The sequence below is a fragment of the Proteiniborus sp. DW1 genome (genome assembly GCF_900095305.1).
Classification (GTDB): domain Bacteria; phylum Bacillota; class Clostridia; order Tissierellales; family Proteiniboraceae; genus Proteiniborus.
On the sequence record NZ_FMDO01000030.1, the window covers coordinates 104,249 to 119,770 of the forward strand.

A 15,522-nucleotide genomic window follows, 5' to 3' on the forward strand; every position below is an offset into this window, starting at 1 on the left:
ATTGTTGAAATTAACAGTAAAGACCCAGGTCGAAATTAGTATATGATATTCCATTTTGGAATATTGTGATTTGGGATATATAATCTACACAGAGAGGAGGTAGTATATGAAATCTATCTACACTGATGATTATATTTTTATTATTTCTGCTTTACGCAATGTTCGATTGAAGAAAAACATTACTCAGGAGGAAATGGCCTTTAGATTGAATGTTAATCAATCATTCATTTCAAAAGTTGAAAATAGGGAACGAAGGTTGGATGTTATTGAGTTCCTTTCTTGGATAGATGCTTTAGGGGTTTCTATTTCAGATATACTTCCTCAAAAATATTATAGGGGAGATGATAAATAATGCCTTTCATGTCAAGAGATGAGTATGAAAAATATGTTTCATTACATATAAAAAATACAATTACAGATGAACAAATACAAAACATTAAGTTATCTCTTGCTCCACTTATTGGTGTTCAGTTTAATATTCTCTCTATTCCAGAAGAAATACTGATTGCTTTTGAACCATCACAAATCGGTACAATTATCGGTTCACTCATGGATGCGTGTATTCCACAGCTTTCAAAAATTTCAGATAATAACACTTTCGATACTGTTGGTCTAAGAAAAAATGAGGGAATACTTGGTGATAGAGAAGGCTATCCGGACTACATTCACACTTCTGGCTTACGTCTGGAATTAAAGCTGTTATTTGTTGATAATCCTAAAATTAAAATGAAAAAGCCACCTACTCCACGCGAGCCATCAGCAAGGTTGACTCAAAAAGTTACCTTTAAGAATGTGCAGGCAGATAAGGATTTGCTTCTTGTTATTGCATATGCATTAATAGAGAATAGAGCTAAACCCGGTTATTATTCCCCAACAATAATTGATTTCAATGTTTTCCCAGTTTATAAATGTATTCTTGCCAGAGATAGAAGAATGTACGATTGCAATGGAGGATGGTTTGGTCAATTTGAAACACCAACCATACTCAGCAACCAGGGTAAACGAAAAATAAAAGATAAGCAAAAGATAGATTATAGTTCTTATGGCAGAAAAGAGAGTGAAGGAAAAGATCTTAATGAAGATACTAATTTCGGAAAATTAAAACGTATTCCATATAGACCGTTGCAAACCTACATAAATCCTAAAAACTTCACAAAGTTTTTTAAGTGACATCTAGGCAAGGATTACCTTTGCTAAGATGTTTTTTATATTTACCTAGATTATTTTTTGTTTGCTAATCATAAGCAGTGTTTCATGGTTTATTTGATTTGGGAGTCACTAATCGGTTTGGAGAGCTCACTTTGCCAGCTACATTTCCTGTAGAATATAATAGATCGTAAAAAATGATGGTATGCTACAATAATCACATCGGTAAAAACATTAGTTAGATTATTATTCCATAGGATGAATGTTATTTCTGCACCAATCCCAGACGGCATCTGAGATAGACTCAGTGCTGTCTGGGTTATTTAGTCTGCTGTATAAGTTACACAAGGATACTAACAGTTCTTGCCCTGTCAAGGAATAATCTGTTCCTCACTCCAGTGGAATCATTGCAGAAAACAGCGGCTTGTAAACTTGAACGTCATCATGCATTTCCAGGATGTATTCTGGGAAACGTACAGCTCTATATACCATTTCACCGACTCCACCGAGTAGAATCAGCAATCAGTAGCACTGCTAGAGAGACTGCATATGACAAGCTGAAACGAATGATACTTAATGACATCACAAACTTTAAAATTGATATGGCACCTTAAACTTAATAACTTGACTTCTTCATAGTAGTACGGCAATAGAGAGTACCGCTTTAAGACTGTCGGAAAGGAGGTAAACAGGAATAAGAGGCAGCCTTATACTGCTGTGAAGAGTAAAAATAAAATAACCGCTCTGTACTGCCGTCTCTCAAGAGGTGACGAGTTGCAGGGTGACTCTAACAGCATTAAAAATCAGAAAACCATTTTACAGAAGTATGCTGATGACAACAGTTTCACAAACACCGAGTTCTTTGTGGATGATGGCTATAGTGGTACGAAAGTATACTGATATAAAGGAACTCACAGCGGAGATTATCCGGGAGTTTGTTGAAAAAAATTATGCATACAAGGCAGAGCGCATTGATGTCAAACGAGTACAGCGTATCAAAATCGTTTATAACTGTATTGGGGAATTCGAAACGCTGGTTCCTACATCCACCAAAGAGCAAGAAAAATCGGCATAGCCGGTTATAAACCAAACTATGCCGATTTTTTTACGGGATTAAAAATTCCTAAGACGCACCATCTAATGGGAGTTTTTAGATTTTTTATTAAAGATCAATACCACCATCTACTCTTAATAATTGTCCAGTTATAAAAGAGGACTCATCAGTAGATAAGAATAGAGCTACAGTAGCAATTTCCTCAGGTTGACCAGCTTTCTTTAGAGGTGAATCTTCGATTAAGTGCTTAACTGCCGCTTCTCCTCCTACACTATCAACCATAGCAGTCATAATAGCTCCTGGTAATATTGCATTTACACGAATCTCAGGACCAAACTCGTAAGCCATTGATTTAGTTAGGCCATTTAAAGCATGTTTTGTAGTTACATATGCAGCAGTTCCATGATGTGCGTGAGCACCAGCTACTGAGCTTGTATTTATGATGACTCCTTTTCCTTTTGCTTTCATTATAGGTGCACATAATTGGCTTAAATAAAGCGGTGCAGTAACATTTACACTAAAGGTTTTATTCCATTCATCTAATGTTAAGTCAGCAATAGGAGTAGTACTTAACATACCTGCATTATTAAATAGAATATCAACAGTACCATAGGCTTCAATTGTTTTGTCAAAGATTTTTTTTACTTCGTCCATGTTAGAAGTATCAGCAATAATATAAATTGCTTCATTTCCCTCAGCTTTGATCCTATTTACTACTTCTTTGGCTCTTTCTTCATTCCTTCCGGTTACTACTACTTTAGCACCTTCTTTAGCAAATAATTCTGCTGTTGCACGTCCCATTCCAGAAGTCGAACCTGTAACAATAGCTACCTTGTCCTTTAATCTCATATACAATACCTCCTATTAACAATAATCGCTAAAAAATTAACTATTTATAATATATCAATGTTAAATCCATAACAATCGACAAAAATGTCATTATTCATATTATTTAATCTTATATTTGTCATATAATTTTTTAGCAGGTTTAATATTAGAATAGCCGATTGGTATCTTTTAATACATAAATTTATTTACAGCAAAATGACTTTTTATATAGTTATTATTAATAGACTCATATTAAAGTTAATATGAATATTAAATTAAACAGTAAATACTTTTTTAAAAATGTGGTATTATCTAAATAGATGAATGAAATAAATATCTATATATAAGTTAAGGAGTAATGTGAATGAGTGAATATATCGAGTTTAGAGATGTAAAAAAAGTTTATCAAATGGGAGAAGTGAAAACTGAAGCTTTAAGAGGAGTGAATTTCTCTATTGACAAGGGAGAATTTGTAATTATAGCAGGTGCTAGTGGTGCAGGGAAGAGCACGATACTAAATATATTGGGAGGAATGGATACTGTTAGCTCTGGAAAGGTAATAGTTGATAATAAAGAAGTGAGTGCATTTTCAAAGAAGGAGCTTATTACATATAGAAGGCATGACATTGGCTTTGTGTTCCAGTTTTATAATTTAGTTCAAAATTTAACTGCTATAGAGAATATAGAGTTAGCAACTCAAATATGCAAGTCCCCATTAGATCCAAGAGAAATATTGGATGCAGTAGGATTAAGTGAAAGAAAAAGCAATTTTCCTGCACAGTTATCAGGAGGAGAACAACAGAGAGTAGCAATAGCTAGAGCATTAGCTAAAAACCCTAAGCTGCTTTTATGTGATGAGCCTACTGGTGCACTGGACTATAACACAGGTAAGGCAATTCTTAAGCTGCTTCAAGATACCTGTCGTGAAATGGGAATGACAATAGTTGTCATAACTCACAACCTAGCTATTACGCCTATGGGAGATAAGATTATTAGAGTAAAAAATGGTCAAATCGAAAGCCAAACTATCAACAGCAATCCTATACCAGTAGAAAGGATTGAATGGTAGTGAATAAGAATGCATTAAGAAAGGATGCTTTAAAAGATATAAGCAAATCCCTAGGCAGGTTTATCTCTATTGTAGCTATTATAGCTTTAGGAGTAGCTTTCTTTGCAGGAGTAAAGATTTCTCCAGAGGTTATGGAGTTTACTGCTGATAAGTATTATGATGACTATAATCTAATGGATTTACGAATAGTTTCTACATTAGGGCTAACAGAAGATGATTTAAAGGAAATAAGTAGTATTTCTGGTGTAAAAGAGAGCTTTGGAACCTACATTATAGATGCTTTAGCCCTATACAATGAAAATGAGGTAGTAATTAGAATACACGGTTTTTCATCAGAAGATCAGATAAACGGGGTGAGATTGCTAAAGGGAAGATTACCTGAGAAATCAGATGAATGCTTAGTAGAGGTGGGAAAAGAGCTCTCTATGAATGTACCTATTGGATCTAAGATAAAGCTATATTCAGGGAAGGAAGAACCTTTATCTGATAGCCTATTAAATACAGAATTTACAGTAGTAGGTGCTATCCAAAGTCCATACTATCTATCTTTTGAAAAAGGAAGCAGTGATATTGGGAATGGGAAAGTAAGAGACTTTATCATGATTCCTCAAGAGAACTTTAAACTAGATGTTTATACAGATATATTTGTAACTATAGATGGGGCTAAAGAAATAAATTCATATAATGATGAATACTTTGATGTTGTTAATGTAGTTGAGGAAAAAATAAAGGATATATCTAAAGATAGAGAAAAAACTAGATATGATAATATTCTAAGAGAAGCGCAGGAGGAGTTAGATAAAGGAAAAAAGGAGTATTTTCAAGAGAAAGCTAAAGCAGATGAGGAATTAAATAAGGCAGCAAAAGAAATAGAGGATGCTAAAAAAGAAATAGCAGATGGCGAGAGAAAGCTTGAGGAAAATGAAAGAATATTCAATTCTTCTATTAATGAAGGAAAGCAAAAGCTTGTAGAGGCAGAACAAGAGCTAATTAATGGTGAAGAAGAATATAAAAAGGGACTAAGGACATTTAATGAAAATAAAGCTCTAGCTAATGAGGGCTTTAAAAAAGCTGAAGATGAAATTAAGCAGGGAGAAGAAGGCATAGCTTTATTAGAAGCAAGTATACTCCAGATAAGCTCTGCATTAGAAAACCCCTCATTACCAGATGAAGAACGAGAAAAACTAACTATAGAATTACAGTCTACTAAGAGTATTCTAGATAAAACTATAGAATCAGTGGAAAGTGGAAAAAGAGAATTAGAAACTAAGAAAAAGGAGTTAGTTAGGGCTGAGGAAGAGCTCAACAAAAACAAGCTACTATTAGAAGCTTCAAGAGAAAAACTAGAAGCAGAGAAATCAAATCTAATAAATAAGGAAAGAGAAGGCCGACTTGAAATTCAGAGAGCAAGGGAAGACCTTGAGAAAGCTAAAAAAGACTTAGCTGAGGGCGAAGAAGAGTATATTGCTTCTAAGGAAAAAGCTGATAAGGAGCTAAGGGAAGCATGGGAGAAAATCCAGGATGGTGAGAAGGAACTAAGAAAGCTAAAAAAACCAAAATGGTACGTTCTAAATAGAAAAGGCCATTATTCATATGTAGACTATGGTGGAGCAGCAGATAGAATAGATGCAATATCTAAAGTTTTCCCAGTATTCTTTGCCCTAGTGGCAGCCCTAGTCTGCTTGACTACTATGACGAGAATGGTAGATGAACAAAGAGTGAATATTGGTACATTAAAGGCACTAGGTTATAACAATGGAGATATAGCTTTTAAATATATATTATATGCCATGACAGCTACCATATTAGGATGTATTATAGGTATAGCTATAGGATATACAATATTCCCAACAGTTATATTTAATGCTTATGGGATTATGTATTTATTACCTCCTGTAGAGCTTAGATTTAATACATTTTTAGCTTTATCAGTATCTTTAGGTGCTATAGGACTTACAACTATAACAGCTTTCTTTGCATGTAACAATGAATTAAGAGAAAATCCTGCATCATTAATGAGACCAAGAGCACCAAAGATGGGAAAGAGAATACTTCTTGAGAGGATTCCATTTATCTGGAATAGATTTAACTTCACTTATAAAGTCACTATTAGAAACATATTTAGATATAAAAGAAGATTTTTCATGACTGTGTTTGGAATAGCAGGGTGTACTGCATTGATGCTAGCAGCTTTTGGTATAAGAGATTCTATTAGAACAGTTGTAGATAGACAATTTGGAGTATTATTTACCTATGATATAACTGTAGGAGTAGAGCCTGAAGGTGAAAGATATCTTCGTGAAAATAAAAATATCAAAGACTATGAGCTAATATTAAATGAAAGTGGAACCCTTGTCTCAGATGGAATTAAGAAGGATGTTTCTATAATAGTTCCTAGGAATTTGAGCAAGATAGATGATTTTATACGGCTACAGAACAGTAAAAATGGAGAAAAGATCAATATACCTGAAAAAGGTGTAATCATCACAGAACAAGTAGGTAAAAGCTTAAATGTGAGAGTAGGAGATGAAATTACTCTAATAAGTGGTGATGATGAAGCTAAAGTTAAGATTACAGATATTACAGAAAACTATACATTTAACTATGCATATCTGTCTCCAGAATATTATAGAGAAGTTTTTGGTCGTGAAGCTAAATTTAACGAGGCTATAGGAAATTTAGTGAACACCTCAAATTCTGACGAAAACTTACTGTCAAAGGAGCTAATTAGCAAAGAAGGAATATCTAGTGTAAGCTTTAATACTGGCATTAGAGAAAACTTTGAAGATACTATACAGAGTTTAGGGTATGTAGTCTTAGTTATGATTGTATCAGCAGGGGCTCTAGCCTTTGTAGTACTATATAATTTAACTAATGTCAATATAAGTGAAAGAATAAGGGAGATTGCCACTATAAAGGTATTAGGCTTCTATGATAATGAAGTATCAGCGTATGTTTATAGGGAGAATACTATATTAACTCTCATTGGGACCTTAGTAGGGCTCATCATAGGAGTATTTTTACACAGATACATTATGGTGACAGTGGAAATGGACAACATAATGTTTGGACTTGAAGTTGAGCCTTTGAGTTATGTATTTTCTATACTTTTAACCCTAGTGTTTTCTGTTTTCGTCAATTTTGTAATGTACTATAAGCTTAGAAATGTTGAAATGGTAGAATCTTTGAAATCTATAGATTAAATAGCACAAGGAATAAGGCGGAATAAAAAAGAGATGGTTCTTTTCACAGTATTAAAAAGAAAAGGACCATCTCTTTTCATATTACTTAAAACTATAAAGTCTTTTCATAAGAGATGGTGGCAGAGCTTTTATAAGAATTAAAAGCATCAGATACGATGTCAAACCTATTCCAAGACTTATGATTAGAGTTATATAACTCTTTATACCTAAGTCCAAAAGATAAGTGTAGGAAAGAAGTACAGATATTGTAGATATAATAGAAGCAAGTACTGGCTTAAATACATAATCCTTAAGATTTATATCTATATTTATAACTTTATTTAGTGTGAAGAAGTTTAAGGTTGATATAATAAAGCTAGAAGCTATGAATCCTATAAAGAAACCATTTATGCCATATGAAGGATTACCTACGAGAAGTAGTGTAGCCCCTAATTGAAAACTAGTACCAATTAATCCATTAATAGTTGCAGAAACCTGTTTTCCTAAACCATTCAATATTCCAGTCAATGTACTTTGAAGAGATAAAAATATTGTGCTAAAACCAAGGATACTCATGTATCTTCCAACATCTGTATCATTATATAGCACTATAGCAATAGGTTTCGAAAATAAAACAAATATTACAGTCAGAGGAATAGATATCAATAGAGCTATTCTCAGACATAGTGCAATATCATTCTTCATACTGCCAAGTCTTTTTTGTTCAACTCCTTCAGATAGATTTGGGATGATATTGACTACTAATGCAGATGTAACTGTAAAGGGTAAAAATAATATTGGCATTGACATTCCCATGACTTTCCCAAATATGGCTACTGCTTCGCTTGAGGTATATCCAGCTACCATTAATTTCTGAGGTATCAATACTGCATTTGCTAGTTGCATTACCATTCCTATAAGTCTTGAAAGTGTAATAGGACCTGCAATATATATTATACTTGATATAAATGATAAATAGCTTTGACTCTTCGTAGGCAAGCAAACTTGAGATTTAGAATACTGTCTATAGTGAAATATTAACCATAAAAGTCCAAAAATCTCTCCTACACTTATTCCTACAACAGCAATTATTGCTCCAAGTCTAGGGTCTATTGGTTGAAAATAGCGTACAACAGCTAAAACAAACACTATTCTTGAAATCTGTTCTAGAATTTGAGCAATACCTGGAGGACTTACCTTCTTTAAGCCATAAAAATAGCCCCTAATAATTGATGATATTGAGATTATTAATATTGCTGGAGATAGCATTATTATTAAATAATAAATATCATTGTTTTTTAATATATAAGTACATATGAACTGTCCAAATATAGCTATTATTGTAATAAAAAAAGCTGATAGTGAAATTGCAAGAAGTAGTGCACTTCTTAAGACTTTTTTACATCCTAGGTCATTCCTTAGAGCTTTTTGTGCTGCCACTAATTTAGATACTGCCACAGGCATTCCTGATGTAGTGAAAGTAATGAAAAACATTAAAACTGGCGATGCAATTTGAAATAGTCCAATTCCCTCAGGACCTATTTGTCTAGATAATATAATCTTATAAGCAAAACCAATAAACCTTACCACAAAATTAACTATGGCAAGTATTATAGCACCATATATAAAGCTAGACTTTTTCAATATATCACCTCAAGAAATAAATATGGATCTCTAATAATGTATATTCTTTGGAATTTGTAATATTACGAATAGAATAAAAACATATGAATCTTGAAGAAGTTAGGTTTTTATAAAGAATACAGGATATATAATTTTTAAATTATATCAAAGAATATTATATTCTTTGGTTTTTATATAGTATTTTTATGGTGTTATCAAATTGGGAGCTTTAGTGCAATATCTATTTTTGCTGAAATCTTATTTAGTGTTATATCATTATACATTCAAATATGTCAAAAAATTAACATATTAACTGTACTGAGATTCTTCTTACATTCTGTTGATAGTATTAGAAATAGTATCTTATGGAACTTCAGCCAAGGAATTGCAATTCCTAGTGTTGGAGTTTTTTTATTTGGAAAAGGTTAGTTGAGAATTTATTTTCGACAAAAAATTAATATTTATATGTTTCATTTTTACACATGAAAGATTAATTGCAATAAATGAATAGTTGTGATTTGAAACTTGCAAAATTTTTTTTCCAGGAAATAAAAATAATGAAAAACATGATGTTTTAGAACATGTTCTATTAATTTGTGAAACTTTAAACTGAAAACTTGCGAATCCAAATTATCGAAATCTCACAAATTTATTTCTAAAATGTAACAATTGAGAAAAATACACTAATTCGGAGAATGATTCACTTTTGTAGATTAAGGAGGAGGTAATTTGAGATAAAGGCTAAATATCGCAAAAATTATGACAAATTAGCAAAATGCGGAATTAGCCTAGTTATTAAAAGCGTGCTACTATGAGGGTGCATTAGATTATCAAAGATACTTATAAGGGAGAGAAGTCACTATGAAAAAAAATATTGTACTTGGTGTTATAGGGGCTGATTGCCACGCAGTTGGTAATAAAATTCTTGATTATGCATTTACACAGGCTGGTTTTGAGGTCACAAATATAGGTGTGCTAAGTTCACAAGAGGATTTTATAAACGCAGCTGTTGAAACAGGTGCAAGCGCTATTTTAGTATCATCACTTTATGGTCATGGAGAAATAGACTGTAGAGGACTTAGAGAAAAATGTGAAGAAGCAGGCTTAAAAGATATCTTACTATATGCTGGTGGAAATCTTGTTGTTGGTAAGCAGGATTGGGAATCAGTAGAAAAGAGATTTAAAGATATGGGATTTAATCGAGTATATGCACCTGGAACTTCACCAGAAGTAGGAATAAGAGATTTAAAAGAAGATTTACATATTATTTAGTTAATATTTGAATATAAAGGTGATAAAATGAATGGACTTCTATTAATTGATTTTGGCAGCACTTATACAAAACTTACTGCTGTTGATATGGATAATGAAGAAATTATATGTAATAGTAAGGCTTTAACAACAGTGGAAAGCGATATCATGATCGGATTTGAGAATGCTTTAAAGATTTTAAAGGAAAAATGTAAGGATAGAGATATTGAATTCAAAGAAATGCTTGCATGTAGTAGTGCAGCTGGTGGGTTAAAGATGGTGGCAATAGGTTTAGTACCAGATCTTACAGCTGAGGCTGCTAAAAGAGCTGCTTTAGGTGCAGGTTCTAGGATTTTGGGGGTTTATAGTCATCAGCTTACTTTAAGGGAAATTAGGGAAATAATTCAAAAAAAACCAGATATTATTCTACTTGCAGGAGGAACGGATGGGGGAGAAAAGGACTGTATAATACACAATGCAAAGATGCTTGCTATGAATATAAAGGATGTTCCTGTAGTAGTGGCAGGCAACAAAAATGCAAGTGATGAGATTGAAAAAATATTTGAAAGTCAAAACGTATACTATCGAATAGTAGAAAATGTTATGCCAAAGATTAATGTAATAAATGTTGAACCAGCTAGAGAAGCCATAAGAGAAATATTCATGGAGAAAATTGTTGAAGCAAAAGGAATGGGGAATGCGGAAAAACTTATAAATGGTATTTTAATGCCAACTCCTGCAGCAGTGTTAAATGCAGCTAAAGTCCTAGCTGATGGAACAAGTGAGGAGGAAGGTATAGGCGATCTAGTTGTAGTAGATATTGGAGGAGCTACAACAGATATACACTCCATAGCTGAAGGTGAACCGACTAAAGCAGGAATCATGTTAACAGGCTTACAGGAACCTTATGAGAAAAGAACTGTAGAGGGAGATCTAGGTATGAGAGTAAGTGCAGAATCTCTATCCCAATCAGTTCCGGCAAGAAAAATCAAGAAATTTGCCCCTAACTTAAAATATGATGTTGCAGAGAGATGCCATTATCTAGCTCAAAATGTTAGCGAAGTACCTCATAACTATGAAGAGCAAGAATTTGATGAGGCTATAAGTATGGCCGCAGCAGAAGTAGCCATGGAAAGGCATGTGGGAATAATAGAAGAAGTTTATACTCCAATGGGTAGAATCTATACACAAAGAGGAAAAGACTTAACAAATGTTAAGTACTTAATAGGTACAGGTGGAATACTTGTTTTTAGTGAAAATCCAGAGAAAATTTTAAGGGCTAGTTTATTTAATGAAGAAAATCCTAATTACTTAAAACCAATAGACCCTAAAATATTAGTTGATAAAAACTATATTTTTTCTTCTATGGGTTTAATGGCAGTTAAGTATCCAGATAAAGCAATCAGAATATTAAAGAAAAATCTTACTAACCTATAATAGGAGGGCAAAAATGGAGCTTAAGAATAAAAAATGGAGTGAAGCTGAGTTTCATAAAGTTAGAGAAGAGGTATTAAATCAGTGGCCTACGGGAAGTGATGTGAATTTACAAGAGGCTGTTGACTATTTAAAGAGTATTCCTGAACACAAAAACTTTTCTGCTAAGCTTAGAAGGGCAAAGAATGAAGGAGTAACTCTTGCACAGCCAAGAGCAGGTGTTGCATTAGTAGATGAGCATATTAAACTTTTACAATACCTTCAAAATGAAGGTGGAGCGGACTTATTGCCAAGTACAATTGATAGTTATACAAGGCAAAATAGATACAACGAGTGTCAGGTCGGTATAGATGAAAGTATTAAAACAAAGCGTTCTATGCTAAATGGATTTCCAGCAGTAAATCATGGAGTAGCGAATTGTAGAAGAGTATTAGAAGCAGTAGATACTCCTGTGCAGGCTAGGCATGGTACACCAGATTCAAGACTATTAGCAGAGATAATACATGCCGGTGGATGGACATCTAATGAAGGTGGCGGGATATCTTATAACATTCCTTATGCTAAGAGTGTAAGTGTTGAAAAATCAATACTTGATTGGCAATATTGTGATAGGCTTGCAGGATTATATGAAGAAATGGGAATTGAAATCAACAGAGAGCCTTTTGGGCCTCTAACAGGAACCTTAGTTCCCCCTAGTATGTCAAATGCAGTGGCTATTATTGAGGGACTACTTGCTGCAGAACAAGGGGTAAAAAACCTAACTTTGGGATATGGGCAATGTGGAAACCTAGTACAGGATGTAGCGGCAATAAGAGGACTTATAGAGTTATCAGAAGAGTATTTTAGAACCTATGGATATGATGTGGAATTGACTACAGTATTTCACCAATGGATGGGTGGTTTCCCAGCTGACGAAGCAAAGGCTTTTGGTGTTATTTCTTGGGGAGCAGCTACTGCAGCTTTAGCTGGTGCAACAAAGGTTATTGTCAAGACTCCTCATGAAGCTGTAGGTATTCCAACTATGGAAGCTAATGCACAAGGTATTAAAGCAACAAAGCAAACTTTAAATCTTCTAAGAGGTCAGAGACTTCAAATGTCAAAGGAACTTGAATGGGAAATTGAATTAATAAAAGCTGAAACAAAATGTATACTAGATAAAGTTCTTGAGCTAGGAAAGGGAGATTTAGCTGTAGGTACTGTAAGAGCCTTTGAAGCGGGAGTTCTAGATATTCCATTTGCGCCAAGCATATATAATGCTGGCAAAATGCTTCCAGCAAGAGATAATAATGGTGCAATTAGATACTTAGAGTTTGGTAATGTTCCTATGAATAAGGAAATAAAGGATATCAATAAGAAGTTACTAGAAGAAAGAGCTAAGTTTGAAGGAAGAGAAGTTAGCTTTCAAATGGTTATTGATGATATATATGCAGTAGGTAAAGGTACACTTGTAGGAAGACCAGAAAAATAAAAATATATTGGAGGCGCATTGACGTGAAAATTATTGACATTGTATGTTCTGCAGGAAGAACAGGGTTTTATTTTGATGACCAAAGAGCAATAAAAAGAGGTGCAGAGTCTGATGGGTTTACATATGTGGGCGAGCCTGTAACAGAAGGCTTTACAAAAATTAGACAGGCTGGTGAGTCTATATCAGTAATGATTATTTTAGAGGATGGACAGGTAGCCTATGGAGATTGTGCAGCAGTTCAATACTCAGGAGCTGGTGGAAGAGATCCATTATTCCTTGCTGATGAGTTTATTCCGATTATAGAAAACCACATTGCTCCAAAGCTAATTGGGAGAGAGGTAATAGGCTTTAGGGAGCTTGCCGAGGAAGTTGATCATATGACTGTAGAGGGAAAAAGACTTCATACAGCAATAAGATATGGTGTTACACAGGCTATACTAGATGCTGCTGCTAAAGTTAAGAAGGTCACTATGGCAGAAGTAATTAAAGAGGAATACAACACTAATGTCGAATTAAAAAGAATTCCTATATTTACTCAGTCAGGTGACGATAGATATAATAATGTTGACAAAATGATTATTAAGGGTGCTGATGTCCTACCTCATGCATTATTCAACAATGTTGAAAAAAAACTAGGAAGAAATGGAGAAAAGCTTAAAGAATATGTTGCTTGGCTAAAGAATAGAATAGAAACTTTAAGAGCTAGAGAAGAGGACACATTTGTGATTCATATAGATGTATATGGTACTATAGGTATAGCATTTGATAATGACACAGAAAAAATGGCAAACTATCTTGGAGAACTAGAGAAGATAGCATCACCTTTTAAGCTTAGAATAGAAGGACCAATGGATGTTGAGAATAGGGAAGGGCAAGTGAAAGCTCTTAAAGAACTAAGACTAGCATTAAAAGAAAAGGGAATAAATGTTGAGTTAGTTGCAGATGAATGGTGTAATACCTTTGAGGATATTAAACTATTTGTTGACGAAGGTGCAGCAGATATGGTCCAAATAAAAACACCGGACCTTGGAGGTATAAATAATACTGCTGAGGCAATTCTATACTGTAAAGAAAATGGGATAGGTGCTTACTGTGGTGGAACATGTAATGAAACTGATAGATCTGCTCAAGTATGCGTTAATGTAGCTATTGCTTGTGGGGCTGATCAATGCTTGGCAAAACCTGGAATGGGTGTTGATGAAGGATTTATGATTGTACATAACGAAATGAATAGGGTACTTGCATTAGCTAATAGAAAGAATAGGGCTTAATTAAAATAGCATTGTACTATAAGAGGTAGGTGATACCTATGAATATAAAAACTCCTGCAAAGGCAGGGACTATGGAGTCTAATGATATATATATAATGGTTAGTCCTAATGATGGAGGCGGAATTATTATAGATCTGGAAAGCATAGTTATGAAGCAGTTTGGAAGGCAAATAGAGGAAGTTATATTAGAGACCCTGAATAAATTGAATGTGAAAGATGTCCACCTTGTTGCTAGAGATAGAGGAGCGTTGGATTATACTATAAAAGCAAGAGTGGAAACAGCAATTAAAAGGGCAATATAAGGGGTGATTTTGTGGATAGACCTAGAAGAACCATGCTTTTTATTCCTGGTAACAATCCTAATATGTTGCAAAATGCAGGAATTCTTGGAGCAGATAGTGTAATATTAGACCTTGAAGATGCAGTGAGTATTACAGAGAAAGATGCAGCAAGAATACTTGTTAAAAACGCCATAGAAGCTCTAGACTTTTGTGGCACAGAAATAGTTGTAAGGATTAATCCCCTTTCATCTGCCTTTGGTGTTACAGATATTGAAGAAATAGCTTTGGTAAAGCCTGATGCAATTATGGTGACTAAGGCAACAGAAGAAGATGTTAGAACTGCTTGTGAATTACTTACAGAAATTGAGCGAAGAGAAGGTTTTCAGCCAAAGAGTATAAAGTTATTTCCCTTAATAGAAACAGCATATGGACTTGAAAATGTATATAATATCATTAAATCATCTGATAGAGTAGTTGGTGTTTTATTAGGGGCAGAGGATTTGACTGCAGATTTAGAGATAAAAAGAACTGCGGAAGGAAAAGAAATCTTTTATGCTAGATGCAAAATTGCTGCCACATGTAAGGCGTGTAAAATAGATGCAATAGATACTCCTTTTGCAGACATGAATGACTTTGAAGGCTTTGTAAGAGATATTCAGACTGCAAAATCTCTTGGTATGACTGGAAAAGCTGCCATTAATCCAAGGCAAATAGATACAATCCATGAAATCTTTGCTCCTTCAGAAGAGGAAATAAGCTATGCCAAGGATGTAATTAAAGCAATGGAAGAAGCTCAAAGTCAAGGGAAGGGCGTTTTTTCACTAAATGGTAAGATGGTTGATGCACCTATTATTACAAGGGCACAGAATGTACTGAAAAAAGCAAAACTAGCAGGATTGCTATAAAGGGGGAGAT

The 15,522-nt window shown here is 34.0% G+C and carries 13 protein-coding genes and 1 pseudogene; 12 read left to right on the forward strand and 2 right to left on the reverse strand.

The window, feature by feature from the left end:
- Window positions 1–106 precede the first annotated feature (106 nt).
- The 4 genes and pseudogenes from DW1_RS07475 to DW1_RS07495 all read left to right on the forward strand — a co-directional run bounded on the left by DW1_RS07475 (window position 107) and on the right by DW1_RS07495 (window position 2,221).
- Entirely contained in the window at window positions 107–352 is a 246-nt protein-coding gene (locus DW1_RS07475; RefSeq protein WP_074349986.1) for a helix-turn-helix domain-containing protein, read from the forward strand.
- Between the two features lie 8 nt (window positions 353–360).
- Window positions 361–1,170: a hypothetical protein gene (locus tag DW1_RS07480; RefSeq protein ID WP_074350037.1), complete on the forward strand. Its 810-nt coding sequence runs from the start codon at window positions 361–363 to the stop codon at window positions 1,168–1,170.
- Between the two features lie 693 nt (window positions 1,171–1,863).
- Window positions 1,864–2,034 (forward strand): annotated as a pseudogene (locus DW1_RS07490) (recombinase family protein); the annotation flags it as partial.
- Complete coding sequence (locus tag DW1_RS07495; RefSeq protein WP_242942450.1) at window positions 2,018–2,221, forward strand: DUF4368 domain-containing protein; 204 nt, start codon at window positions 2,018–2,020, stop codon at window positions 2,219–2,221. The pseudogene DW1_RS07490 and the gene DW1_RS07495, both read left to right, overlap by 17 nt.
- Before the next feature lie 87 nt (window positions 2,222–2,308).
- Here the strand turns inward: DW1_RS07495 and DW1_RS07500 are convergent, their stop codons facing one another.
- Window positions 2,309–3,049, reverse strand: a complete 741-nt coding sequence (locus tag DW1_RS07500; protein ID WP_074349989.1) for an SDR family NAD(P)-dependent oxidoreductase — start codon at window positions 3,047–3,049, stop codon at window positions 2,309–2,311.
- 343 nt (window positions 3,050–3,392) lie between these two features.
- Here DW1_RS07500 and DW1_RS07505 point away from each other — a divergent pair, with 343 nt between their 5' ends.
- Both DW1_RS07505 and DW1_RS07510 read left to right on the forward strand, forming a co-directional pair.
- Window positions 3,393–4,097 (forward strand): ABC transporter ATP-binding protein, encoded by a 705-nt coding sequence (locus tag DW1_RS07505; RefSeq protein WP_074349990.1) that lies wholly within the window; start codon window positions 3,393–3,395, stop codon window positions 4,095–4,097.
- Window positions 4,091–7,300 carry an ABC transporter permease gene (locus DW1_RS07510; protein ID WP_074349991.1) on the forward strand — a complete coding sequence of 1,070 codons (3,210 nt, stop codon included), beginning with the start codon at window positions 4,091–4,093 and terminating at the stop codon, window positions 7,298–7,300. The genes DW1_RS07505 and DW1_RS07510 overlap by 7 nt, the downstream gene beginning before the upstream one ends.
- 81 nt (window positions 7,301–7,381) lie before the next feature.
- On the opposite strand, the gene DW1_RS07515 is transcribed toward DW1_RS07510, so the two are convergent.
- Window positions 7,382–8,923 (reverse strand): putative polysaccharide biosynthesis protein, encoded by a 1,542-nt coding sequence (locus DW1_RS07515; RefSeq protein ID WP_074349992.1) that lies wholly within the window; start codon window positions 8,921–8,923, stop codon window positions 7,382–7,384.
- An 840-nt stretch (window positions 8,924–9,763) separates the two neighbouring features.
- Between DW1_RS07515 and glmS the strand changes: the two genes are divergently transcribed.
- The 6 genes from glmS to DW1_RS07545 are packed head-to-tail and all read left to right on the forward strand — an operon-like array spanning window position 9,764 to window position 15,512.
- A complete protein-coding gene (glmS, locus tag DW1_RS07520) occupies window positions 9,764–10,174 on the forward strand; it encodes a methylaspartate mutase subunit S (protein WP_074349993.1) in 411 nt (136 codons plus the stop codon).
- Window positions 10,175–10,201: 27 nt separating this feature from the next.
- Window positions 10,202–11,590 carry a methylaspartate mutase accessory protein GlmL gene (gene glmL / locus DW1_RS07525; RefSeq protein ID WP_074349994.1) on the forward strand — a complete coding sequence of 463 codons (1,389 nt, stop codon included), beginning with the start codon at window positions 10,202–10,204 and terminating at the stop codon, window positions 11,588–11,590.
- Between the two features lie 13 nt (window positions 11,591–11,603).
- A complete protein-coding gene (locus DW1_RS07530; RefSeq protein ID WP_074349995.1) occupies window positions 11,604–13,055 on the forward strand; it encodes a methylaspartate mutase subunit E in 1,452 nt (483 codons plus the stop codon).
- A 23-nt stretch (window positions 13,056–13,078) separates the two neighbouring features.
- Window positions 13,079–14,326 carry a methylaspartate ammonia-lyase gene (locus DW1_RS07535; protein ID WP_074349996.1) on the forward strand — a complete coding sequence of 416 codons (1,248 nt, stop codon included), beginning with the start codon at window positions 13,079–13,081 and terminating at the stop codon, window positions 14,324–14,326.
- Between the two features lie 38 nt (window positions 14,327–14,364).
- A complete protein-coding gene (gene citD / locus DW1_RS07540; RefSeq protein ID WP_074349997.1) occupies window positions 14,365–14,628 on the forward strand; it encodes a citrate lyase acyl carrier protein in 264 nt (87 codons plus the stop codon).
- An 11-nt stretch (window positions 14,629–14,639) separates the two neighbouring features.
- Window positions 14,640–15,512, forward strand: coding sequence for an HpcH/HpaI aldolase/citrate lyase family protein (locus tag DW1_RS07545; RefSeq protein WP_074349998.1), 873 nt, complete (start codon window positions 14,640–14,642; stop codon window positions 15,510–15,512).
- The last annotated feature ends 10 nt before the right edge of the window (window positions 15,513–15,522 follow it).

Bases quoted from the DNA above. Each gene is read 5' to 3' on its own strand.
- DW1_RS07475 (WP_074349986.1), top strand. From the start codon at position 107: ATGAAATCTATCTACACTGATGATTATATTTTTATTATTTCTGCTTTA.
- DW1_RS07480 (WP_074350037.1), top strand. From the start codon at position 361: ATGTCAAGAGATGAGTATGAAAAATATGTTTCATTACATATAAAAAAT.
- DW1_RS07495 (WP_242942450.1), top strand. From the start codon at position 2,018: ATGGCTATAGTGGTACGAAAGTATACTGATATAAAGGAACTCACAGCG.
- DW1_RS07500 (WP_074349989.1), bottom strand. From the start codon at position 3,049: ATGAGATTAAAGGACAAGGTAGCTATTGTTACAGGTTCGACTTCTGGA.
- DW1_RS07505 (WP_074349990.1), top strand. From the start codon at position 3,393: ATGAGTGAATATATCGAGTTTAGAGATGTAAAAAAAGTTTATCAAATG.
- DW1_RS07510 (WP_074349991.1), top strand. From the start codon at position 4,091: ATGGTAGTGAATAAGAATGCATTAAGAAAGGATGCTTTAAAAGATATA.
- glmS (WP_074349993.1), top strand. From the start codon at position 9,764: ATGAAAAAAAATATTGTACTTGGTGTTATAGGGGCTGATTGCCACGCA.
- glmL (WP_074349994.1), top strand. From the start codon at position 10,202: ATGAATGGACTTCTATTAATTGATTTTGGCAGCACTTATACAAAACTT.
- DW1_RS07530 (WP_074349995.1), top strand. From the start codon at position 11,604: ATGGAGCTTAAGAATAAAAAATGGAGTGAAGCTGAGTTTCATAAAGTT.
- citD (WP_074349997.1), top strand. From the start codon at position 14,365: ATGAATATAAAAACTCCTGCAAAGGCAGGGACTATGGAGTCTAATGAT.